The sequence below is a fragment of the Enterobacter cloacae complex sp. IR5458 genome (genome assembly GCF_049238025.1).
GTDB lineage: Bacteria > Pseudomonadota > Gammaproteobacteria > Enterobacterales > Enterobacteriaceae > Enterobacter > Enterobacter kobei.
In genome coordinates this window covers 19,593-42,096 of record NZ_JBMKIF010000032.1, presented here as the reverse complement: position 1 = coordinate 42,096, position 22,504 = coordinate 19,593, and the positions used below count along the sequence as shown (strand labels likewise).

The following is a 22,504-nucleotide window of genomic DNA, read 5'->3' as shown; positions in this document are numbered from 1 at the left end:
CGGGCATCGTTAACTTAAGATACAAAAGCTGTCCGGAAATGGCGGGTCAAGATCACCGTAGATTTAAAGGCAACTACCAAATCCCTATTTGCGTTTATGGCAATATTACCTTCCATTCTCAAACAGGGGTGACTGAAGAATATATGGTATCAAATACAGATGCAGCGCAAGCCTTTACTGAAGCAGTTAAGCGCTATCAAACCTCACTCACAGAATCCGAAGCGTTGGGAATGGCCTAACTTATAGCTGACATGGGGTGTCGGGGGTCGGAGGTTCAAATCCTCTCGTGCCGACCAAAAACATATTGAAAACCAGCCGCTTATGGCTGGTTTTTTATTGGTGATTTTCTTGTGGGGAAATATTGGGGAATAACTGGGGAATAAATACCGATAATATCTCTTCAATCGGACGAAAAAATCCCATCATGTAGATCGTATCACTCGCTTGACACTGTATTTATTTACAGTAAAAATATAAACTCCTCTGACAGAGATTAAGGAGACTGTTATGTTTGTTGAGTTGGTTTACGATAAGCGAAATGTTCAGGGCTTGGATGGCGCCAGAGAAATTATTTTGGCTGAGCTGACAAGGAGAGTTCATAGCATATTCCCTGATGCTGAAGTGAAGGTTAAACCTATGCAGGCTAACGGATTGAATAGTGATGCCAGCAAAAGTGACCGTGAAAAGTTGAACCGTATGCTGGAGGATATGTTCGAAGAGTCTGATATGTGGCTTACTAATGAATGATTACCCATATTGTCATCACAGTGAACCCGGATCCACTACCGAATTTAGCGTTCTCTTTTGGCATATTCGCAACTTTGCGTAGCTCCTTCCAGTTTCACAACGTATCGCTTTACGCATTTCATCCTCATCAGCATAATCACCCCGAATCCGTTTGTAAGACTTAACCAGCGCGCGCTACTTTTTCTCCCTGCCCTATACTTTCAGTCTGACTGACTGGAGGTTTCTATGTGTGGACGTTTTGCACAAGCCCAAACCCGTGAAGAATATCTGGCATACCTGGCTGATGAAGCCGATCGTGACATTGCGTATGATCCGGAACCTATTGGCCGGTACAACGTGGCGCCTGGTACCAAAGTTCTGCTGCTGAGCGAACGCGACGAGCAGTTGCATCTTGATCCGGTCCTGTGGTCATACGCGCCAGGATGGTGGGATAAACCGCCTCTGATTAACGCGCGCGTCGAAACGGCGGCTTCAAGCCGAATGTTTAAACCGCTGTGGCAGCACGGCCGAGCAATCTGCTTTGCGGATGGATGGTTCGAATGGAAAAAAGAAGGCGACAAGAAACAGCCCTACTTTATTCACCGAGCAGACGGTCAGCCAATTTTCATGGCGGCGATCGGAAGCACGCCGTTCGACCGTGGAGACGAAGCAGAAGGTTTTCTCATTGTGACGTCAACAGCTGACAAAGGCCTAGTAGACATTCACGACCGCAGACCACTGGTTCTGTCACCAGATTCAGCACGCGAGTGGATGCGTCAGGATGTTGTCGGCAAAGAAGCTGAAGAGATAGCTGCCAACGGTACCGTGCCCGCCGAAAAGTTTATCTGGCACGCAGTGTCTCGCGCCGTGGGGAACCCAAAGAATCAGGGGCGAGCGTTGATCGAACCAGTATAACTCTTTCCCCTCCCATTCATAACTTTAGGATGAAGTTCGTCAGCTTTTTTGTATGTTTCGTACATCCAACATCTTGTAATGCAAATTTTTTAATTCTTCATTTGACTCTTCATATGGTTGTGATAAACCTAGTTGTAGCAAAGATTCTGTATATACAGATAGTGCAATAAAAAAACCTATGTTGTACAATGCTGCGCCTCTGATAAGCGTCGCGATAGGGAAAAATAGGCATTTTCTGTGCTATGCAGTACTTGAAATGAGCTAAACTAGACGCATGTTTGTATATACAACATCATTCAGCAGCACAAGGAACGGTCGTGATGAAGCTGATAATCTCACCAGCTATACGGCAAAAGCTGGCAAGCAAGCAACCACCCGTTAATGAAGACGACATTCTACAATGTTTTTCTAACAGGACAGGACATCTTCTTGAAGATGATCGAGAGGACAATCGAACCTCACCACCGACAAAATGGTTCATTGCTGAAACTGATTACGGTGTACCTCTCAAGATTGTTTTCATCGCACGCCCGGGGAAAGGCATCTTTATCCGTACAGCCTACTCCCCCAACGACGAAGAAATTCGTATATATGATAAATTTGGAAAATAAGGTCAATTTATGAGCAAATCCGCCGACAAAAGAACTGCTTCCGCAGGTTTGATTGCATCCACTGATGATGCATGGGACTCTCGCGAGCTTGGTTCCAGCGAAGCTCACGTCAGAGTGTCAGACGACCTGTCAGAAATGGATATCAATGATGCCTTGGAATTGCATCCAATCTCTATCCGGTTGAACAAATCCCTGATAGAAGATCTAAAAATGATTGCAGACCTTCATGGCTTGGGCTACCAGCCGTTGATTCGTCAAGTTCTGACACGCTTTGCTGACTGTGAGAAGAAGCGCATTCTACAGGAAGTGCATTCTAAAGAACTGGAAAGACCCAAGCGTGAAACTAGGCAAAAAAAGGTAGCATGACATAAACCCGCTTCGGCGGGTTTATAATTTTTAAAGCATTGATCTTGCCAAACATCTATCTAATAAAAAAAATCAGCATAAACCGAACCTGCTACCTGACAATAAGTAGATCGGAAAATCTTGTTGTATACCTTGGAGAAAGCATTTCACGCTTCATTTGCCACTGCTGCTGAATGCCCTGCCCGGCGAAGTAGAGCGTTCCTTTTCCGTCTTTCGCGTTCAAGTGATCGAGCACCTGCATCAACTTATCGCTTCCAGCGCGCGGCGCGTGCTCATCGAAAAGGTTCAGCTGCGCCACCCCTTGGCTGAAAAAATCCCCCAGCATGATTCCAGCCTTTTGATAGCGGTGGCCATCCTTCCAGATTTTGTCCAGGCACTTTACCGCGGTGTTGATGATGTCGCGGGAATCCTGAGTGGGGGTGAGAAGCTTCATTGACGCGCTGTTACCGTAATACGGCTCGTTCATGGCAAAAGGTGACGTCTTCACGAACGCAGAGATAAAACGGCAATACTGGTGTTCACCGCGAAGCTTTTCAGCGCCACGCGCCGCATAGCTGCAGATGGCCTGACGCATCTGCTCATATTCTGTGACGCGTTCGCCGAAAGAACGACTGCAGACGATTTCCTGCTTTGCCGGCGCAAACTCCTCCAGATCAAGACATGGTTCGCCGCGCAGCTCCCGAACCGTTCGCTCTAGGACGACATTGAAGTGCTTTCGAATAATCCACGTACTCTGCTCAGAGAGGTCCAGAGCTGTTTTGATGCCCATGGCATTAAGCTTTTTACTGATTCTGCGACCAACGCCCCAAACATCCTCTACAGGCACGATCGCCAACAGCCGACGCTGCCGATCGACATTTGACAGGTCAACTACCCCGCCCGTCTGTCGCTGCCATTTCTTTGCGGCGTGATTAGCGAGTTTAGCGAGTGTTTTTGTCTGAGCAATGCCAACGCCAACGGTAAGGTGCGTACGCTTCAGAACCGTAGCGCGGATCTCTTTGCCAAAGTCAGTCAAATCCCTGCAGTTCCTAACGCCCGTCAGGTCACAAAAAGCTTCATCGATACTGTAAATTTCGACGCGGGGGCTCATTTCTTCCAGCGTCGTCATTACCCGGTTCGACATATCAGCGTAAAGCTCGTAATTGCTGCTGAAGCAAACAACGCCAGCGCGCCGGAAAAGCTCCTTTTGCTTGAAGAAAGGCTCGCCCATTGCTATCCCTGCGGCTTTTGCCTCTGCGCTGCGCGCGATCACGCAGCCATCGTTATTTGAGAGAACGACAACCGGCCGCCCTCTCAGGTCCGGCCTGAATACAGTCTCGCATGATGCGTAGAACGAATTCACATCACAGAGAGCAAACATATTCAGCTCGCAGATTTAACGATGAAAGTTACGACGCCGAAAACGTCCAGCGTGTCTTCGCTGCCAACAACAATCGGGCTGTAGGCGCTGTTCATAGGATTTAGTTGCACGGTCGGGCGCAGCTGCAGGCGTTTAACAGTGAACTCCCCTTCCACCGCAGCGATGACAATGTCACCATGCTCAGCAGTCCTAGAGCTGTCCACCACCAGCAGGTCACCGTCACTGATCCCGGCTTCGATCATAGAATCACCCGCGGCTTTGACGAAATACGTTGAACTCGGGTGAGCGACAAGCAACTCATTGAGATCGATGCGCTGTTCAACGTAATCAGCCGCGGGGCTTGGGAAACCACACTGTACTAAGTCACTGAAAAGCGGGAGAGCAATAATTTCTCGCAGTTCTGCAGGCCTGATAAATTCCATGTCGCATATCTCTATAACTGTTTTTATATACAGTAGTTTCATTTGAGCATGCATGCAAGACAGAGGGGCTGTCAGGAATGATTAAAGCTTCGCCGTTTCGTTTCTAAGTTTCTATGTCGCTTCGAATTATGAGTTTTGTAAATTTCATAGATGTAACCCTCTGTGAGCAGATTTAAGCCGGTTTTCATTTTCCCATCTGATAAACATCTATTTCGATAATGGCCTTTCGGTGGCTTGCCACCCTCTTATGCCTGGTGAAGTAGTTATGAACCCAGATTCATGCCTGGAACATGTGATCCGGTCCGGCTATGTGGTTATGCCATGCGATGAAGCAGAAAAATTCACTCTCGGAGAGATACAGAAAATGATCGCCATAGCACGGCGAGCACGGGATCGGTGGGTCCAACCTTAAGCACGCAGAGCAGCCAGCTATTGCATGCAGTGAGGCTGCTCAGTTAGCATTGAGATAAATTATTTTATTAAGAATAAGGAGAACCCGTGTTCAAATGGCTTAGGAAAGCAAACAGGTCTAAAAATTATTATCTGAAAAAAGTAAAGCTAAGGTTAAAGCTTAACCTTTTGAGCGCAGTAACCGCCCTGACTCGTCCTTCCCGGCCTGAACGTGAGTTGGTCACCAACCACTTAGTCATACCTTTCATTGCTAAAGGTATTGGCGATGCTGTTGTTATTGGTGGGGTAATTAACATTCTGGTGAAACACAATTACCGAGTATCTGTAATTGCAGACAAAAGGACTTATTTTTTATTTAATGAGTGGGATAATCTAGACGGGTTATATTTATATGAACCTAAAAATAAAAAACCGCTACTTACTGCGCTAAGTCAGATCAGTCCATTTATTTTCATTGATTCACATGAAGTAACCCACTCTAATATTGATACGTTTAATTTAATTAGACTCTCCAAGCCTTACAAAACCATTGGATTCACAAGCGAATATCGGATATATGATGAAGTTATTAAAATCAAAAATCCTCAAGCGCATATCAGCTCTCGATATATTGACTTGCTTGAAAGATTAGGGCTCAGTGTCACAGATTATGATTATTCTGTTATCATTCCTAAAGAAGACACTGAAGCGGCACGAAGTTTTATAAAAAAGACCACGGATAAAAAAATAGTTTCATTTATCCCCTACGGTAGCGTCAGCGAGCGTTTTTTCTCAGCCTCCCAAATTGGGACCATAACAAATCACATGGCAAAATACGCCAATTCGTATCATATGATCATCCTCGGGGAACAGCATAAGATTGCACATATCCCCGATTCAGAAAATGTCACTAAAAATACGACACCGTCATTCTTCTCTGCAGCACAAATAATCAAAGATAGTGCTCTGGTGATTTCCCCAGACACTTCTTTTGTACATGTATCCAGAGCATTTCAGAAAAAATTAATCTGTGTTTACCCATTTAAAATACTCGGCGCATCAGCAGATAATGCGGATGTGTGGGGGCCAAACTATAAATTAGCTAAACAGGTGAGACTAAAAGAGCGTCGCGTTATGGATGCTGATGTAAGTCCTATACTTGATTTGATTGATGAATGCTTGAATAGTAACGAGGATTGTTCCAAAAGGTAAGAACCCTCACATTGTAGTTTCTGTCTCTCCCCCTGGCTTCTCAGGCCACAAAACATCCGGAGCCTGAGAAGCATTAACACGACTTAGCATGACAGTGTATACTTCCCATTTTTCAAGCGATTTTTTTTCTTCATCAGTAGCGATCCCGTATTTTACGGCTCTTTGAAGTGGTGCAATCGCTACCTCCGCTTCACTTAATCGCTGCGCTTTCTCTTTTTCTGCTTCCGAAACCACGTCAACAGGAACCTGAACAATTTTCCCATCACTATACATCCAAGAACCGTCAATATTCACCCCTTCAGGATAATCGCTTAGTGCCACTTCAGCTACGCTCATATTTTCAGGGTAAAACATCGACACCGCATAGATATTTCCTCGCTCAGGGACTCGTTCATCAACGACTGAGCAAATAATCCCGTTGCTGTCGTACATAATTTTCACTGTTTCATCTGAAAACAATTCGTGACATTCAAACCAATCTCTGCCGTCTTCTGATTGTAGGAAAATAGGGACTGTTCCATCCATTGCAGTATATAACTCCAATTGTTTATGTGTTGGTTTTACAACCTTAAAATTCTTAATATTTTGCATAATCGTTTCTTTACCCTGTGATTGTAACCCAAGTGCCATTGATATTTCTCTGGATTGGTTTGTAATAAAACCTTACGGCGTTAGCATTTGAAGAGCCGGGAGATGTGTATCCTGTAGAAACACAACCAGCTGGAAGATAAAGACTCCCACCGGAGGCATCTGCGGAAAGACTGAGTGATTGCGCTCCAAGCTGCACCCCTTGCACATAGCGTGCATCAGACTCTGCTTTTGTATAAGCCTGCCCTGCTGGGGTGTAGTTGCCTTTTGGCTGGAAACGACCGTCACTTTCTGTTTTTGTATAAGAATCCCCAGTTTTTGCAAGTTTTACCACGTTATTACTTACTCTGTGGCGTAGATAAGGCTGCGCTGCATCACCGCTGACAAATCCTGCGTATGTAGCACCATCTGTTAACACATATCGTGCGTCAAAATTTACGTAACTAGACGGAATGACCTGACCTGTAATATTGACATTTTTTCCGCTTGTGGCGGTGATATTGATTGAACCATCACTTTTCAGATTGACACTGTTATTTCCGCCCTTGTAATTATTGAAAACGACATCAGCATTATTTGTTGAGCCTGCTCCTACATACCAGTGATTCACATTAGCCGAATCAACAGAAATTAAATAACTAGCATAACCCGCAGTTTTTGGCTGTAACCTGATAGCCTCACCATCAAAGTTCACGATGAGTCTGCCTGTCATCGTGTCGCCCGTTTTGGCAACCGCCCCAATCTCGCTGGGAGTAGGTTTATTCAACTTGCCATACAATTCATTTACATAAACCCTGCCTGCATCAATACCTGCTTGGTTTGCACCAACAACGATAGTTTTGCCAGAATTATAATCTATTGAAATTAAGCCGAAAGTATCGCCAGTGTTACCGAAGAAATTCACTGAGTATTTCGTTAAACCATCAGGATTCGTTACTGCTGAATTCCATATCGGGCGATAAATCCCACCACCATATTGCTTTAAAAACTGGAGATACTTAGCTGCTGTGTTTATGTCAGCCCCCGGGAGCATATCTCCCGAACTTCCACCAATGCCACGACATCCCAGCGTCATCAACCGCCCGCCGTTAGTGTCATCATATTGTGTAGTGACATCTTTTGTTGCTGCGGTTTTAAGTTCCAGGGCAGTCCTTGATTTAGCCTTATCGGTAAGGTCTGAAAGGTTGTTACTTTTCTGGAGTGCATTAACGATACGCGTGTCATCGCCTGCCGCAACAGTATTGGCAACTTTCCCCACGTCCAGTACGGCTGCCCCCTTCAGGCCCAGGCTTTTTCGTGACTGAACGACATCCTTCACATCGCTCAGGTTCGCATCCTGTCGCAAAAATAACCCGTCGCCCGTTGCCACCTTCAGTTCAATGCTCGCAGTTTCGGATACCGCCAGGCGGTATTGCAGGTTCACGCTGACACCGTTTTCTGGCTTCTCTATGGCGGCACAGTTCGCAACGGAATACAGCTCTCCTGCATCGGTCAGCAGGCCAACTTCCCTCACCACGAACCCACCCACACCTGTCGCTAACACCAGCTGAGCAATAAACTGGTTCGCCTGGTCTGGCGAAACCTGCAGCGCGGATATCGCGTTGCGATAGACTTCACGGACCAGTTTCGTCTGTGCCGGATCAGGCTTAACGGGCTGGCCGTTCCCGTCACCCACCACAAAATCTTTAATAATGACGGGCTTCCCGGTCGCAGAGGACAGCGCCTCCAGCTCCTTGCCCCGGTTGGTCAGAATGCTGTAATACTTCTCAGCCATGGCTAAACTCCTGCCTCAATATCAACATCAATCCAGGCGGTGACAGCACCCCCCGTGTAATAGGTTCCCTTCGCGCCCAGATCGGCGATCACGTCAATGGTGGTCAGCAGACTACGCAGGTTCTTGGCTTTATCCACCTGACGACGTATGCGCTGATACAGCGCCTCATCAATGGCCTGGAGGCTGAAGACCTCCACCCGGAAGGTATACGGGGGCTTGCGGGGTTCATCTTCCCACCATTCCACGACGGTCGTAGGCAGACTGAGGGCACTCAGTGACCGCCTGACCGCGCCGGCGGTACCGCGGTGCTGATGGACGTACGCAGCATCCTTAATTACCTGCCGTTTTTCTTCCTCCGTCCAGGCGTCTTCCCATGAATCCACCGCAAACTCCCAGGCGAGCCAGGGCAGCAGATGTGCGGGGCAGGTATCAGGATTTTTCACCTTCCGGACCATGTCCGTATCCAGCCCGGTGATCTGCTCCGTGCTGACCTGCTCCAGCGCCCGCTCCGGATGAATGGCTGAAGGGGGAAGGAGGGTTCTAAATTTATCCACTGACGCCTCCTTTACGCGTGACGTTTATCGCGCTGCACCACGGGGCCTGCCCGGCAGCCGCTTCCAGATCGGCCGTCGGGCTGATCAATTTGACCCGGGATACGCCAGGCTGCTGCAGGGAAGCGTATAACGCAGAGAGCGGTACGATGGCGTTAATACGATGGGAAAGCTGGGTATAGCTCGTCAGCGTGCTGATGGCATTCTCCAGCACCGTCTGCGCATCCGGCCCATCAGGAATATCGAGTTCAGCCGTGACGGCATAGCTGACAACAGTGGCACTTTTCACGCTCACAAAATCGGTCAGCGGCCTGACTTCATCGGCACTCAGTTTGTTTATCACGGTTTCGATCAGGATAATCCCGGCCTCACCATTGCCCGTTCGCGACAGCACATACACATCCACTTCACCGGGTCGGTTATGGGTCTCCGGGCCGTAGGCATCCGCATCCAGCACATCGTTATCTGCCGATTTGGCATGAAAACGGTACGCGTTGCGCGCGCCGGCAGTGTTCAGTTGTGCCCACGACAGCTGGATGCGCTCACGAAAAGCGTCATCACTTTCATAGACAGGTTCGACGGGTGGTACCGCATCCGGATCGCCGGGGACAATCACCAGGCGGGAAACGTTGAAGGCCGCCCCCAGCTGGTCGAGATCGGCCCCTCTGGCGCTGGCAAGGAAAACAGCCCTTACCGCGTCGTTGACACGCTGAAACGCCAGCGTCAGCTGATAGGCGTTGATCTCCCCCTGTTTATACGCCGGGTCAGATTCGACCAGGGCGTCGAACTCTGGATCCAGTTCGCGCAAGCGCGCCAGCCAGCGGGTAAAAATATCGGCGGAATCCGGTACCACAATGGCATCCGGTACCGCCAGTGCGGACAGGTTAATTACGTCGTAACTACTTGCCATAAATCTGTATGCCTCCGGTGCTGACGGGAAGATTATTCTCTTTGTTGATCCCCTCGATATCGACGACACACCCTGTTTCATCGGCCGGGAAAGTAACCATCACACGCCTAACCCGCAACCGGGGCTCCCAGCGTGCCAGGGCTGAGGCCGTGGCCGCGATAATCCGCAACCGGGTGAGATCGTCGCGAGGATTGTCCACCAGCGAAAACAGGTCACTGCCGTAATCGCGCACCAGCACGCGGCTGCCGAGCGGTGTGGAGAGGATATCGCTGACGGACTGGCGCAAATGATCGCTGCCGGACAGGCGTTTACCGGTCCGGCTGTTTACACCGTTCATAATGTTTTTCCGTATGAGGATCGCCAGGTGGCGGAGAGTTAACCGAAATAATCCGGGCCGGTGTTATCCTTGCTGCCGGATTTTTTTGAGGATTTCGCAGGCTTGCGGATATCAACCACCAGGTTGTACGTGTAGCTGAAACCGGCAGGCGTCAGAGAATACACCAGCGATTCCACCACCCAGGCACGATCTTCCCGTTCGCCAAAGCCGGACGTGGAGACGCCGGATTCTGCTGTGAGCGGGACATGCTTCGGGCGGCACGGTCCTGTCACCGTCATTTTCTGCTCATTGCGCCGGGCCTGCGTTTTTTTCGATTTAGCCTGCTGGTCAGCAGTGGCCTTTGCGGGCTGGGTATAGGGATTCGCCATCGAGGGACCGTCATGGTCAACCGTGGTGGTTTTGGTCTTCCCGTCCGCTTCATCATAATAGCGAACCCCGATTTTGCCCGATGACTTACCGCTGCTGCCGGTCGCTTTCCCCGTCGAACTCCCCCGCTCGCCCTCACTGTATGACCAGTTTGAGACTTCCTCCGGAGTGATAACCAGTTCCCCGGTCTGCTCACCTGAGGCGTTAGCCGTTGCGCCCTGCCGGAGAAAAAGCCAGTACCCGCCAGAGGGTTTGCTGACGGCGTTCCAGGTTCGGGCCAGTCGGGTCAGCAGGTTGGCGTCAGACTCCGCCACCTGATCAACATGGTCAATATGAATATTCGCAAGCTCCGTGGCCACTTTCGGTACCAGACCGTTTTCGGTGGCCACGGTTTTAACCAGATCCGCCAGTCGCAGATTATCCCAGCTTCGGGTCTTCTGGCTCAGCACATCACCGGGATGTTTCTGCGCGTTCATGGGCGCGGCCGTGGCATAAATTTCCACGCGTCGTGGCGGACCACTGCTGCCGACGCCGGATACCACGAACCGGCCCTTATCCACCAGCTGGTCATTGAAGCCCAGCGCCACGCGCAGCCGCGCGCCTTTGGTCGGTAAAGGGAGGGTTTCTGATAGTAACGTGATTTTTAGCTCATCCGCTTTTGCCGTGGCGCCGCCGTAATCGGTCAGCGTCATCTCTGCCAGGCTCTGCTGCAGCGCGCGGGTGATATCCTTTCCTTCCGCGCTGACGCTGAACGCCGGCGCGTATTCCGGTTTAAAAATCTGTTCAGTCATATTAATCCCACAGGCTGAAGGCGGAGTCCTGCACCGGCGGTGCCAGATCCGGCAGGGTGATGAAGAGACCAGACGGATAAACCGCGCCGGCATCAGCCAGTCCCGGATTCGCTTCAAGCACCTGTGTCACGATATAAGACAGATTTTCCGTGCCGTAATGCAAAGCGCAGACGGCATCCAGCACGTCACCGTCACGGGTTTGATATGTCGTCGGCATAATGTTTCAGCGTCATCGTCCAGTTTTTATTTCGGTGGCCGCCACCGGGCAGGAAACGGTTTGTTGTGTCGGAGAAGTCGATCACCACCCACCAGCCCAGCACATCCCCTTCACCGCTGACCAGTTGCTGTGGCTTGTTCTGGTCGGCGAGATCGTAGAGATCGTTAACGGCATCCACCCCCTTACGGAAGAAGGCATGCGATTCACCTTCAAGCCGGACGGTTCGCCCTGGCTTGCCGGTGTACTGCAGCAGGTCCTGTTTGCCGATTCGTTCCTGCTCGCTCCATCGCCAGCTGGCCTCACGGGTCAGCTGGTTATAGGCCGTGGTATCGATGGAAAAGGCGAAATCGCCCAGCATCATCATCACCCGGGCGGCCTGTGCACCACGCGCCGCGCTGGCCCCTGCCTGCCCGAAGTCTTCAAAGACAGGAATGATTTCACTCACCAGATTTGCCCTCCGTCCAGCATGCTGCTGTCACCCGTAAAAGCCGGGCTGCTTTTCGTCACAGCCTCCACCTCGTCAGCAATCCCCCGCTCGTCCTGCCCCGGTGCGCCGTGAATTTCAAACCGGTATTCGAACCGGCGGTTGTCGGTCAGTTGCCGGGGGGCGGGTGCGGCGTCTGCTGCATCCAGTTTCTGCAACAACATATCCCAGCGGCCTTCCGCATCCGTGCCGGCATTCCCCCGGCCGTCGTCAGCATTACCTGAAAGCGGTACGGTGCGCGGTACGGCAGTCTGCCCGGGTGTGCCCTGCTCCGTTATGCCCGGTACCACCTGCGGGGATGTTTCTGGCGGTAATGGCGCCAGCAGGGTACGGGGATAATTATTCCATACCGTCGGGCCGGTACCGGGCGTGACAGGCTGCTGTACCGGCTTCATTAACCCATCCGGCCCGAACAGTCCGCCGCTGTTCTCCGGTGTCAGATACTTATCGAGGGTGGTGTTGAATGTCTCCTCGTCATCACGGAAAAAGCCCCGCGTATCCCGGTAAGATTTTTTCACATCGTCAGGCAGGTCCGGCTTTTCCTTCAGTTGTTGTTCAAACCATTCTCCCTGGCCGTTTCGCTGCGCCGTCATCCGGGCGATATCGACCGAGCCGGTCATGGCCAGCGATTTAAGGACATCCCGCTGATCGCTTCGCTCATCCGGCAGCAGCCAGGACATTTTTTTTGCCAGCGCGTACGCCACCTTCCCGACAAAAACAATTCCCTGCCCGAACGTCAGCACCCCCGGATAGAGATCATTGCGCAGGAAACTGACGATGCGTTTGATCCCGCCGCCTTTAAACCACTCCGCCAGATCATCAGTAAGACGGCGTACATCCGGCGCCAGTTCATTACCCAGCTGGCCGGCGATTTCCGCGACCGCAGAAGAGAACACAGTCTGCAGGTTGGTAATGGCGCGGTTGCCTTCCATTGCACCTTCTGCGCCCTCTTTCGTGACCAGGTTATACCGGCGCTGCTCGTCCATCAGATCACGATAACTCTTCCCGGACTGCTTCAGCAGCATCAGCAGTTTGCTGGCCTCTCCACCAAACAGGGAATCCAGCGCAAACGAGGCTTTCGATTCATCCTGCAGGCTGAGCGCACGCTCAACGATTTTCTCAAACTGCGCCATATCGCTGAGCCCGGCAAAATCGCCCGCCTTAAATCCCAGCGTTTCAAACGCGTCCTGCAGCGCCCCCTGCTTGCCGTTCTGCTTGTACTCCCCCGCCTTATGCAGATACTCCTCGAACAGATCGCCGATGTTCTCCCCGTTCATGTCGTACTGTTTTGCGAGCGTGTCCCAGGCATCAAACGTCGGAATATCCACGCCATAGCTTTTCGCCACGCCGGCTCGCCGGGCCGTCTCCGCGTTGGTGGCAGCCGGGGCAATCAGGGTGCCCAGTGCGGAAGCCACCACCCCGCCGCCGCCGATCGCCAGCCCCGGCGCCACCATGCCGCCCAGTTGACCGGCGATACCCAGCCCGCGGCGAAAGAGACCTTTACCGGCTCCCTTGAATGCCGCCAGCCGCTGTGCCTTCTGCATCTGCTGGTTCAGTTTCTGCTGCTCGGCTTCAGTTTTGCGGATTTCGCGGGATACGTCGCTGTAACGCCGTTTAAGATCGCCAAGACTCTGCCCGGCGAGCTTTGCCCGCTTGATTTCCGCTGCCAGCTTCGCCTGGTCTTTCGTCAGCTTTTCTGACTGCTTACCGACATCCTTCAGGCTCTTTTGCAGGCCGTTCGCTGAACGGCTCCATGAACTGTCGATATTGCCGCCAAAGGTAATAACGGCCTTAAGGTTCTGGCTTAATCCGGCCACGATTTACCGCCTCCACTTCGTCGGTGAGAAAATCAGAAAACACGCTGAACGGCATATCCAGATATTCCGTCATGGGAAAATGCAGGCGCCGCCCGAGAAAACGTATCGCCCGGATCAGGCTTTTTTCGGTCGCTCCGCGGGCGGGAGCATAAAAACATTAAACGCATCCAGCAGCTGCGCATAATCCGCCGCCGTCAGTTGCCAGATATCCTGTTCACTGAGGTTGCACAGCAGCGCAATCATGCGCGCTTCTTTTTCTTCTTCGCTGCCGTGGTCTTTAGAAAAAGCAATACGGTCACGGACCAGCGGCTCGCGCAGCGTCACCTGTTCGAGGAGGCCACCGTTCTCGAAAGAAATGGGGGAATACAGTTTGATGACGCGGGTTTCACCGGGAAAATTCATAACACTCTCCGTAAAGTAAAAACGGCCCGCAGGCCGCTATAGAAGGAAGACAGACTCAGAGGCGGACTTTAGCCGCCAGGCCGGATAACACATCCACACCATTTACGCGTCGCGCGAAGCGCTCAGTATCAATGGCAAAAAGTTCGCGGCCGTCTTTGGTCTGGCGGTAATAGCTCACGGCGATATCCACCGTGACAGCGTTTTCCGACAGGCTGTCCTTGCCCCGCGCATCCGGAGTGACGGTCTGCACAAAGCCCTCGATCTCCTCGATGGTGCCCAGCGCGGTACCGTTCGCCAGATAGCCCTGATACGCCGTAAAGCGCGGACGGCTGCCGCTGACAAAACCGAAAGCGGTCAGCATGTCCACGTCCATACCGTAAAATTTCAGCTGGCAGGTCAGGGCCTCCATGCCATCATCCACGGGAGAAGGTGCATCCTGCGCGCCGGTGCGCAGATCGGTTTTGACAATGGACAGAGCCGGCGGTGTAAATTCATGCGCGCCCTGAATACGGATCCCCTGCCGGAAGAAGGTCCAGACGCGTAACGTGTTTTTCTCGCTCATGCTGCCAGCATCTCCTCAAGCGCATAGTTGTTATTCACCCGGACGCGCAGGCTGATAAGCTCAGTCGGCGATTTCGGACCGAAGTCATAGTTGATGTACAGCACGCCCGCCGCCATGCTCTCTGCGGTATTAAGCTCCTCATCCAGCCAGGCGCGGCCACCAAAAATGGCACCGAGCCCGACCAGCTGGCGCATATAGGCGTTGATGGTGCCGATAATGTCGTCAGCGTTTTCACGGTCAAGCGGACGGTCAACGTATTCCAGCATCGTTTCCTGAATGCTGTCCTCGATGACGTCAGCGGTACGGCGAACCGATTCGAAGCGCCACTGTGGGTTGGTGCCACACAGACGGTTGCCCCAGTGCTTAAACCCGGCCCGGCGGATGATGGTGGAGACGTTCTGCATGTTAAGCAGGTTGGCATCACAGTTTTCATCGCCGAGAATGAACTCGTCTATCTGCTCCACGCCGAGGATATTGTTAATGTCCTGGTTGGATTTACTCCACCACCAGCCCTTCTCAAAGTCGATACGGGCACGCAACCCCGCCGCAAAGGCAGAATACGGGCGGTAGACCAGCTGACCGTCGGCGTTGCTGACCTGAACGCGCGGGCGCAGCAGTTCAGTACGCATGCCGTAGGACTGACGACGCTGAACCACTTCCTGCAGGGTGGTGCCGGATTCACAGTCAACATATGCCACTGCACGCAGTTTGCCGGCAACGGTCTCCAGCGCCTTACCCACGGCATCATCTTCACTGAAACCCGGAGCTATCACGATACGGGGCTGGTACGTCGTAACCGATTTTGCAGACGACAGCGTACCAATCCCGGTCAGCACCGCCGCACGCTGTTTCGCTTCGTCAGTTTCTTCCGACACACGAACCACCACCGTCAGTGCATTTCGCTGGTCGTTGATTTCGGTGAGTGCCTGTTTCAGCGTGCCCTTATCACCGAGACGGGAGAGCATCGTGGTACCGACAATCGCCACCGGCGTATTCAGCGGGAACGGCTCATCCTCGCCACCGGACAGCTGCAGGCTGAACGGTGTGACAATACCGCTGCCGCTCCCCTTAGCCGTCATCTTAACATCCGCCACCGTGCCGACGGCAGCAGTAACGTCTGCCGGGGTTGCCGTCAGCTTTCCGGTGTCGTCACAACCCAGCGTGATGGTCAACGTTAATGCCGTTGCGTCCCACACAGCCGTCGTCTCCACCTCAGCGGGATTTGCTGCATCAGGAACACCGGCAACCGCCTCAACCGACAGGACATTGCCCGCCCTGCCTGCGATCGTCGCGGCAAACTCCACAACGTTATCCAGAATAGGCGTCCCGACGGTACCCGCTGCCGGCGTTCCGGCTGAGGCATCCGGCGCGGTACCCACCAGACCGATAATGGCCGTCTGGATCGTCGTGACCGCGACCGTACCGGATGTCAGTTCGATCGTTTCCACACCATGTAAATTCGCCATTCATTTTCTCCAGGCATAAAAAAACCAGCCGCGGCAGGTCACATTTTTTGATTGGGGGGATTTGTGGTTCCGCCGCCGTCACCATTTTCTTTGTGGTCATGGCGGTTATAGGTTTCGCGGATCCCGCTCATTTTCCCGGCACCGTCTGAAATCTCCTGGGTTGCACCGATATTCCCGGCCACGTTCGTGTCGGCGTTTATCTGCGTTTTCCCCTGTACGGTCAGGGTATCGGTAATTTCCACCGGACCGTCAAGCGTACCTTTTCCGATGATTTTGTAGGACCCACCCTCCGCCAGAGTGATGGTCAGGGCATGCGCGGCACGGTCATAGCGGATCTCGGTACCGTCGCCGTAACGGGTGATATGCTCGCTGTCGCTGCCCTCCGGCACCGGCAGACCGCCGGTATTCCAGCCGGGAAACACCCGGCCATTATTCAGCTCGCCCGCCTCCGACAGTACCGTGACTGCATCCCCGACCGCATACGGATTGGAGTCAGCCCGGTTAGTACCCGAAAAGCCCTGGCAGAGCGGCAGCCAGGTGGTGGTGATGTCGCCCAGATCCACCCGGCATTTCGGAATACCGTCATGCTTAACGGAATGAATAACCCCGCGCCGGACAATGTTTGCCAGGCGGCGCTGTAAATCGCCCTCAATATCACTCATCGAGTTTCGCCTCGTAAATCAGCTGATAATCGTCCACATGTGCCCGCCCGATATCCGGTGCTTTACCGAGCCAGACGGCATTCAGCGGGGCATTGATCTGCGCAAACGGATCCGCACCAAAGGCCGCTGACTGTGTGAAGGAAATCCTCCAGACCAGATAATCATCCATGCGCGGATCAAACTCATCGCGTGACGCATCGATAAACACGGCTGGCTCCGGACTGGTCAGGCCGAACAGCTGGCCATCAATCCACTGGGTGATATCTGCGGCCGCCGTGCGCAGGAAAATTTCCGGCCGGCTGACTCCCGCGCCGGCCGCATCCACCACCACGAACAAATCACAGGACAGATTAACGTTGAGCTGCCCCTCGTTGCCGCCGCCCTGCTCCCAGCCGTTAATGGAGAAATACACCGCCGGCGTTGTCAGCCCGGTAAAGCGGGGGACATTTTTTTCCGGATAGGCATCGGCGTCGCGCACCCAGTCGATTTTTTTCAGGGCGCCGGTGACAGCATCGTGGTACTGCCCCAGCAGCAATGGCTCGGCCATGGTTAACCTCAGACAGAAATACGGGCTTTCACGCGCCCGCGCAGATCGGTTTCAAAGTGATGCATGAAAATCTCCATCGCCTCGGCAAAGGCGTTATCTTCGATGTAGTTCAGCATCGGCTCATAAATATCAATTTCCGCTTCGCGGGTCCGCCGGGTGTCAGGATCGCGAATGACCACTGTCCGCCTGTTTTCCCGACGGGAGCGTGCCACTTCACCGTTTTCATACGTGCGCGGTGAAAGCAGACTCCCTTTTGGGGTAAAACCGGCGTTCTCCGCCTGGCGCCGCGCCTTAATAAACCGCCCGGTGGAGTTATCCCGTCGGGTATGGTGAGGTCTTACCCGCCCGTTAATCCGGCCTTTCAGGTCTTTGACCTTGATGGCATTCAGGCCAAACCAGAGACGCAAATTATCCAGTTTCGACTGAGAACTGCGATCAAGGCGAAAGGAAAGCAGACGCCGGCGGACCAGATCCAGACTGCGCGGCGCCAGACCGTCCTTCATGTCAGCAACCGCTTTCTTACGCAGCGTGGCGGCGGTGCGTTTCAGCGCACGGGAATACGCCGCCCGAAACTGTTTATGGGTGGCTCCGATGTGCTCTGCAATGCGCCAGATGGCATCCACATCGATATCGACGGGTAAATCCCGTCGCAGTCTGGATTCACGCGCCATATCAGCTCCACTTGTTGATTTCCGGCTGCGGTTTGCCCGGTGCACCATAAGCCAGGGTGACGCGGGTCCGCCCTTCTTCATCAGCACCAACGTGCGTTACGCGGTAAGCGGTACCGTTAATTTCCACCTCGTGGTGCTTCTCAAGCCCCGCGATATCGGCGGTCATCGCGCTGAATGCCGGGGCCCGGTCCTGAATCTGCCCCCCGCCCTGCACATCAACCGGCGCATCCGGCGTCTCAAAAATCACGGTGACAGGACGCAGTTCACTGTCAATGGACAGGACTGCAGGCACCTCTTCGGCAAATGCCCGGGAGATCCGGGCATCTGCTTTTAACAGGCGTTGACGGAAGCGGTTCATCAGTAGCCAAGCCGGACCGGAACAGTTCCGACATCAGCCGCCGCGTCTGCCCAGGCCGTTCCGGCCAGAGGATTAGGTGCGGCCGCTTCTCCCGCCTCAACGGTCAGTTTACCGTCGGCCAGATAGAGCTTCTGACCGACAGTGACTGCTTCCGCCGCCTTTGGCAGAACGAACACGCCCGTGGTGTGCAGCACGCCCCACAGCCCTGCCGGGATGTCATCGTGAGCGACGCCAACCAGGGAACCTGAAATCACGGCGTCACCCGAATGAATATCGGTCGCACCGGTATTCTGAAAATCAAGGGTGTTGCCATCCTGCTGATAATTTTTCGCCATTTTTCTCTCCAGACAAAAAAGGAGCAGCATTCGCCACTCCGTTATAAAAAAACCGTCAGAAGACGGTTGTTATTTTTTGGTGACTTTAACCATGCCACGCCAGTCAAGCGGAGCCACCCCGGCATCGATACGCACCTTGAAGGCGGCACCGTCAACGGTGAAGCCCTGCTGCTGCTCCAGATACGGCGTATCAATACCGTCCAGATACGCCACTTCGATAGTGTCGCGTCCCTGCGCAGCGGTCAGGTAGTAATCCGTCGGGCTGCTGTCATCCAGACGCGCCTCAGAGGCCACCGTCACAAAGTTCTGGATCGGGTTAACGATACCGCTGTTCGCATCCGCACCCGGCACGCTTGCAGACTTGATGAGCTGGTTAGCGCGTGACTCGATAGCCACTGGCGTCAGCATGTAGGCCGGACGAATATTCAGACGGCGATCGCCAGATTTTTGCAGCAGCATCGCCTTACGTGCCGTATCCAGGCCTTCGATACTCAAATCGGCGGAGACAAGGTTGCCATGATCGGCGTGGAACAGCGGCTTACCATCGGACATTTTCGGGTTGCTGGTCAGCACCGCCCACACCAGATCGCCCACGGTGGCACGCGCAGCAAGCCCCATTGCCTGCGGGATACGGGTCAGCATGTCTAGGTCGTCGTTAATGATGGTCTGGCGGTCAATGCTGAACAGTTCGCCGTAGGTCGCCAGGGCAATTGGCTCGCCGCGATCCTTGATGGTGACATATTTATATTCCGCCCCGGCGCGAACCTTGCGAAGCGATGCGAGTGATTCCAGACCGACGCGGTGCGCGGTTTTGAAATCGGTCAGCGTGCCCTTGCGGGTCCACTGTTCGAACGTCTCTGTGGCCTCATCCCAGCCCATCAGCGCCGCCTTGTGCGCCACATCCATCAGTATATTGCCGAAATCGCTGCTGCTGTGGGTGAACGCCAGCCCGACCATCGACTGCGCCGTACCAGCACCGGAGATACCAATGCCGCGATCGATCAGGGAAGCGCGCGCAAGTTCGCGCAGGGTGTAACCGTTATAGGCGTTATCCTTCTCGGCCTGCGCATAGCCCGCACGGGTCATTACCGCAGCGCGAATTGAATCACCCACCAGATTGCCGTTGCCAGCATAAAGGTGAATGGCACCCGGACCGGCGCTCGGGGTGGTACCCGCTGCCAGCGCCTGCAGAAGTTTGTCGCGGGCCTTTTCGGCGTTGCAGGAGAAATCGGCCAGGCATTCCGCTTTCAGCGTCGCGAAGGTCGGGAACGCCTCAAACACGGCCGACACGGAATTCACGCGCTCCACGTTCGCCGTCTGCATCTGCTGCTGCAACTGCTGGGCCAGTGCGGTTATATCGATGTTTGCCATTTGCTGCACAGGCTGTTGTGGCGCTGGCGGGTTCAGGTTCGCCTGTACCGGCGCGGGCTGCTGTACGGGGGCAGGCTGCTGTGGCTGATTCACCGGAGTTTCGGCACGCGGCGCAAAAAGGGATTTAATCTGTTCTGGCATGTTCTGGTAATCCTTCAGTTTATTTTCATTCACACAGGCCGCGGCCTGCAGTTCAGGTTCAAGCGTGTCGGCGAAACCTTTTTCCACCGCTTCGGCACCGTTAAGCCAGGTCTCCGCTTTCAGCATCGCCTCCAGCTCCTCCTGCCCCAGTCCGGTTTTGTTCATGTAGGCGCTGAGCATCAGGGCTTCATTCCGGTCAAGCCAGGCGGCATAGTCGCGCATATCGTCAGAGTCACCGGCAATGCCGCCCCACGGTTTGTGGACCATAATCCAGGCGTTCTCCGGCATGTGCACCGTGGCACCGGGCAGGCAGACAATCATCGAGGCCATGCTGGCCGCCACGCCGTCCACCCAGATATCCACCTTCGCTTTCAGCCGCGACAGGGTGTTGTAGATGGCAAAACCCTGCATGACATCGCCGCCCGGGCTGTGGATATGCAAATCCACCGCGCTGGCCTCAAACACCCCCGCTTCCTTACAGTCAGTAACGAACTGCTGGGCAGTGATGCCCCAGCCGCCGATCACGTCATAAAGGAAGATTTCGACGCGACCTGCGGCCAGCGCACGGATTTCATACCAGCACTGGCCGTTTGCCGCATCGACACCCGCCAGACTGGCGCGGGGGTTAATCATCATCGTCCGGCTCACGCCGGGTATCGTCTGGTTTTGCCGTTGCATCTGGCATCGCTCCTTTGTCATTGGCGGCGTCGGAATCAAACACCAGCCCGTGTTTACGGTTAAATTCGGTTTCACGCAGTCGCTGGCGCTTAACCTCCTGCGGATTTTTTCCCCTGGCCCGCGCCCATTCCGCTTCAGTGCCGGCACCACCGCGCACAATGGCCTTCCAGGCGTTAGCCTCTTTCCCCGGATCAATCCAGGGCATCACCGGCCCGAGATACAGCGCGTTATAGAGAGAATTCGGATCCACATCCTGCGGGACTTCAACGCCGCTCAGCAGCGCCATCGCCAGCCATGCCCGGTACACAGGACGGCTGTGCTGACCAACAAACCACTGCTGCAGGACGTTGTACCCTTCGAAGCTTTCCACCAGTTCCTGTCGCTGGGAGCTGTAGGTGCCGTTATAGTCCCGGGCAATGCTGGAATAGCTGCCGCGTGTACCGGCGGCCACGGCCCGCATCTGCCCGTTGCGAAATTCATAGAGGTGAACGTTCGGGCGGTTTGACTCCACCATGCCCAGGTCTTCACCGGGGCGGAGTTCGTCGTAAATCATGCCCGGCGCTATATCGTAGTGACGCTGGCCACCAGGCGTTGAAAACTCACCGTCATCACCAAGAGATTGCGCATCGCCGCGCTTGATGTAGAAACCCAGCGCAGCAGCAATACGGGCGGCCACGCGCTCACTCTCTTCATAATCTTTGATGTCGGACAGGCGGGTAATCACCCCGTGGATCAGACTGATACCCCGGAGCTGGTGCAGGCGCTTGCGCTGCGCCAGGTGAAGCATGTTCTCTGCTGAGACGGTTTTTAGCTCAGCACTGAACCGCGTCATGTTTGCCGGATGGTATTTGTAAACCCGGTACCCGACGGGACGCCCCCAGTCGTTCACAATGATGCCCTGACGAACCTGCTGACCGGCGGTGCTGTTCAGGTTGAACGGCACAAAATCCGCCTCCAGCATTTCCAGAGAAAACGGAACAGACGTGGCATGCTGCAGGCCGGGTACGTTTCCCCTGACCAGCTGCGTGAACACTTCCCCGTCGCGCAGTGCAGAACGTAACAGCAGACGTTCAGCCTCCGGCCGGGTAAACATGCCGGTCACCTCAGGACGCACTGACCACTCCGCCCAGAGCGCCGAGAGTTGTCCGGCGAAATCGGAATGGAGGTTTCCCTCCAGATCGAGGGGCTGGGGCTCAACATGGATACCGTGGGCACCGATAACCCGGTCTTCCATTTTGTCGAACAGGCCGATCACCAGATCGTGGTTTTCGTCGAGCCACCGGGCCTGCTCCCGCAGGGACTGACCCGCTGCAAATACCGAGGTGTCCGCTGACTGGCTTTGTTTTTTCGCTTTGTGCAGGCGCGACGGGCTTGCCGCTTCATAGGCATTGAGCCGGAGGCGATCCCGCGCGCGTGCCGCCGCCCACCCCGGTGCCAGCGCACCCAGTGTTTTTTCAAAAATGCCCATAGAACG

Annotated in this window: 26 protein-coding genes and 1 pseudogene; 6 read left to right on the top strand and 21 right to left on the bottom strand. The window is 53.9% G+C overall.

The features are described from left to right. The 5 genes and pseudogenes from ACOTYN_RS20945 to ACOTYN_RS20925 all read left to right on the top strand — a co-directional run. Positions 1–239 (top strand): annotated as a pseudogene (locus tag ACOTYN_RS20945) (hypothetical protein); the annotation flags it as partial. Between the two features lie 268 nt (positions 240–507). Then, a complete protein-coding gene (locus ACOTYN_RS20940; RefSeq protein ID WP_063157299.1) occupies positions 508–747 on the top strand; it encodes a DinI family protein in 240 nt (79 codons plus the stop codon). 225 nt (positions 748–972) lie between these two features. Continuing rightward, on the top strand, positions 973–1,641 hold the full coding sequence (locus tag ACOTYN_RS20935) for an SOS response-associated peptidase (RefSeq protein WP_332958807.1): 669 nt from the start codon (positions 973–975) through the stop codon (positions 1,639–1,641). A gap of 320 nt (positions 1,642–1,961) precedes the next feature. Continuing rightward, positions 1,962–2,252, top strand: coding sequence for a hypothetical protein (locus ACOTYN_RS20930; RefSeq protein ID WP_063434900.1), 291 nt, complete (start codon positions 1,962–1,964; stop codon positions 2,250–2,252). 9 nt (positions 2,253–2,261) lie between these two features. Beyond that, positions 2,262–2,618: a hypothetical protein gene (locus tag ACOTYN_RS20925; RefSeq protein WP_063434898.1), complete on the top strand. Its 357-nt coding sequence runs from the start codon at positions 2,262–2,264 to the stop codon at positions 2,616–2,618. Positions 2,619–2,709: 91 nt separating this feature from the next. Here ACOTYN_RS20925 and ACOTYN_RS20920 read toward each other — a convergent pair whose 3' ends face one another. Together ACOTYN_RS20920 and ACOTYN_RS20915 are read right to left on the bottom strand one after the other, a co-directional pair. Continuing rightward, positions 2,710–3,978 carry a Y-family DNA polymerase gene (locus tag ACOTYN_RS20920; protein WP_332958811.1) on the bottom strand — a complete coding sequence of 423 codons (1,269 nt, stop codon included), beginning with the start codon at positions 3,976–3,978 and terminating at the stop codon, positions 2,710–2,712. Positions 3,979–3,980: 2 nt separating this feature from the next. Next, the gene (locus ACOTYN_RS20915; protein WP_042719076.1) at positions 3,981–4,400 is read right to left on the bottom strand and encodes a translesion error-prone DNA polymerase V autoproteolytic subunit; all 420 of its coding nucleotides are present in this window, start codon (positions 4,398–4,400) and stop codon (positions 3,981–3,983) included. Between the two features lie 498 nt (positions 4,401–4,898). Between ACOTYN_RS20915 and ACOTYN_RS20910 the strand changes: the two genes are divergently transcribed. After that, on the top strand, positions 4,899–6,002 hold the full coding sequence (locus ACOTYN_RS20910; protein WP_332958813.1) for a glycosyltransferase family 9 protein: 1,104 nt from the start codon (positions 4,899–4,901) through the stop codon (positions 6,000–6,002). 6 nt (positions 6,003–6,008) lie between these two features. Here ACOTYN_RS20910 and ACOTYN_RS20905 read toward each other — a convergent pair whose 3' ends face one another. The 19 genes from ACOTYN_RS20905 to ACOTYN_RS20815 all read right to left on the bottom strand — a co-directional run bounded on the left by ACOTYN_RS20905 (position 6,009) and on the right by ACOTYN_RS20815 (position 22,498). Next, positions 6,009–6,632, bottom strand: coding sequence for a tail fiber assembly protein (locus ACOTYN_RS20905; protein WP_316370328.1), 624 nt, complete (start codon positions 6,630–6,632; stop codon positions 6,009–6,011). Continuing rightward, positions 6,604–8,364, bottom strand: coding sequence for a phage tail protein (locus ACOTYN_RS20900; protein ID WP_332958817.1), 1,761 nt, complete (start codon positions 8,362–8,364; stop codon positions 6,604–6,606). The genes ACOTYN_RS20905 and ACOTYN_RS20900 overlap by 29 nt, the downstream gene beginning before the upstream one ends. A 2-nt stretch (positions 8,365–8,366) precedes the next feature. Beyond that, positions 8,367–8,918: a phage tail protein I gene (locus ACOTYN_RS20895; protein ID WP_151347498.1), complete on the bottom strand. Its 552-nt coding sequence runs from the start codon at positions 8,916–8,918 to the stop codon at positions 8,367–8,369. Then, on the bottom strand, positions 8,911–9,825 hold the full coding sequence (locus tag ACOTYN_RS20890) for a baseplate assembly protein (RefSeq protein ID WP_332958823.1): 915 nt from the start codon (positions 9,823–9,825) through the stop codon (positions 8,911–8,913). Before ACOTYN_RS20890 ends, ACOTYN_RS20895 begins: the two co-directional genes overlap by 8 nt. Beyond that, positions 9,815–10,162 carry a GPW/gp25 family protein gene (locus tag ACOTYN_RS20885; RefSeq protein WP_218664757.1) on the bottom strand — a complete coding sequence of 116 codons (348 nt, stop codon included), beginning with the start codon at positions 10,160–10,162 and terminating at the stop codon, positions 9,815–9,817. The genes ACOTYN_RS20890 and ACOTYN_RS20885 overlap by 11 nt, the downstream gene beginning before the upstream one ends. A gap of 38 nt (positions 10,163–10,200) precedes the next feature. Continuing rightward, positions 10,201–11,319, bottom strand: coding sequence for a contractile injection system protein, VgrG/Pvc8 family (locus ACOTYN_RS20880; RefSeq protein ID WP_332958827.1), 1,119 nt, complete (start codon positions 11,317–11,319; stop codon positions 10,201–10,203). A gap of 1 nt (position 11,320) precedes the next feature. Further along, a complete protein-coding gene (locus ACOTYN_RS20875; protein ID WP_048701713.1) occupies positions 11,321–11,536 on the bottom strand; it encodes a tail protein X in 216 nt (71 codons plus the stop codon). Continuing rightward, positions 11,511–11,972 (bottom strand): phage tail protein, encoded by a 462-nt coding sequence (locus tag ACOTYN_RS20870; RefSeq protein ID WP_369700818.1) that lies wholly within the window; start codon positions 11,970–11,972, stop codon positions 11,511–11,513. Before ACOTYN_RS20870 ends, ACOTYN_RS20875 begins: the two co-directional genes overlap by 26 nt. 5 nt (positions 11,973–11,977) lie before the next feature. After that, positions 11,978–13,837, bottom strand: a complete 1,860-nt coding sequence (locus tag ACOTYN_RS20865; protein ID WP_332958833.1) for a hypothetical protein — start codon at positions 13,835–13,837, stop codon at positions 11,978–11,980. Between the two features lie 114 nt (positions 13,838–13,951). Then, positions 13,952–14,239: a phage tail assembly protein gene (locus ACOTYN_RS20860; RefSeq protein ID WP_227160069.1), complete on the bottom strand. Its 288-nt coding sequence runs from the start codon at positions 14,237–14,239 to the stop codon at positions 13,952–13,954. A 55-nt stretch (positions 14,240–14,294) separates the two neighbouring features. Continuing rightward, positions 14,295–14,801 (bottom strand): phage major tail tube protein, encoded by a 507-nt coding sequence (locus tag ACOTYN_RS20855; protein ID WP_218664754.1) that lies wholly within the window; start codon positions 14,799–14,801, stop codon positions 14,295–14,297. Beyond that, complete coding sequence (locus ACOTYN_RS20850) at positions 14,798–16,267, bottom strand: phage tail sheath C-terminal domain-containing protein (protein ID WP_332958838.1); 1,470 nt, start codon at positions 16,265–16,267, stop codon at positions 14,798–14,800. Before ACOTYN_RS20850 ends, ACOTYN_RS20855 begins: the two co-directional genes overlap by 4 nt. A 38-nt stretch (positions 16,268–16,305) precedes the next feature. After that, positions 16,306–16,929, bottom strand: coding sequence for a phage baseplate assembly protein V (locus tag ACOTYN_RS20845; RefSeq protein WP_151347492.1), 624 nt, complete (start codon positions 16,927–16,929; stop codon positions 16,306–16,308). Beyond that, on the bottom strand, positions 16,922–17,476 hold the full coding sequence (locus ACOTYN_RS20840; protein WP_332958841.1) for a hypothetical protein: 555 nt from the start codon (positions 17,474–17,476) through the stop codon (positions 16,922–16,924). The genes ACOTYN_RS20845 and ACOTYN_RS20840 overlap by 8 nt, the downstream gene beginning before the upstream one ends. An 8-nt stretch (positions 17,477–17,484) precedes the next feature. Further along, positions 17,485–18,147 (bottom strand): hypothetical protein, encoded by a 663-nt coding sequence (locus ACOTYN_RS20835; RefSeq protein WP_332958843.1) that lies wholly within the window; start codon positions 18,145–18,147, stop codon positions 17,485–17,487. Between the two features lies 1 nt (position 18,148). Next, the gene (locus ACOTYN_RS20830; protein WP_227160073.1) at positions 18,149–18,505 is read right to left on the bottom strand and encodes a head-tail joining protein; all 357 of its coding nucleotides are present in this window, start codon (positions 18,503–18,505) and stop codon (positions 18,149–18,151) included. Beyond that, on the bottom strand, positions 18,505–18,840 hold the full coding sequence (locus ACOTYN_RS20825; RefSeq protein WP_332958846.1) for a DUF2190 family protein: 336 nt from the start codon (positions 18,838–18,840) through the stop codon (positions 18,505–18,507). The genes ACOTYN_RS20830 and ACOTYN_RS20825 overlap by 1 nt, the downstream gene beginning before the upstream one ends. Before the next feature lie 69 nt (positions 18,841–18,909). Further along, positions 18,910–21,030, bottom strand: coding sequence for a ClpP-like prohead protease/major capsid protein fusion protein (locus tag ACOTYN_RS20820; RefSeq protein WP_371886235.1), 2,121 nt, complete (start codon positions 21,028–21,030; stop codon positions 18,910–18,912). After that, positions 20,978–22,498, bottom strand: a complete 1,521-nt coding sequence (locus ACOTYN_RS20815; RefSeq protein ID WP_227160075.1) for a phage portal protein — start codon at positions 22,496–22,498, stop codon at positions 20,978–20,980. The genes ACOTYN_RS20820 and ACOTYN_RS20815 overlap by 53 nt, the downstream gene beginning before the upstream one ends. Positions 22,499–22,504: the final 6 nt, after the last annotated feature.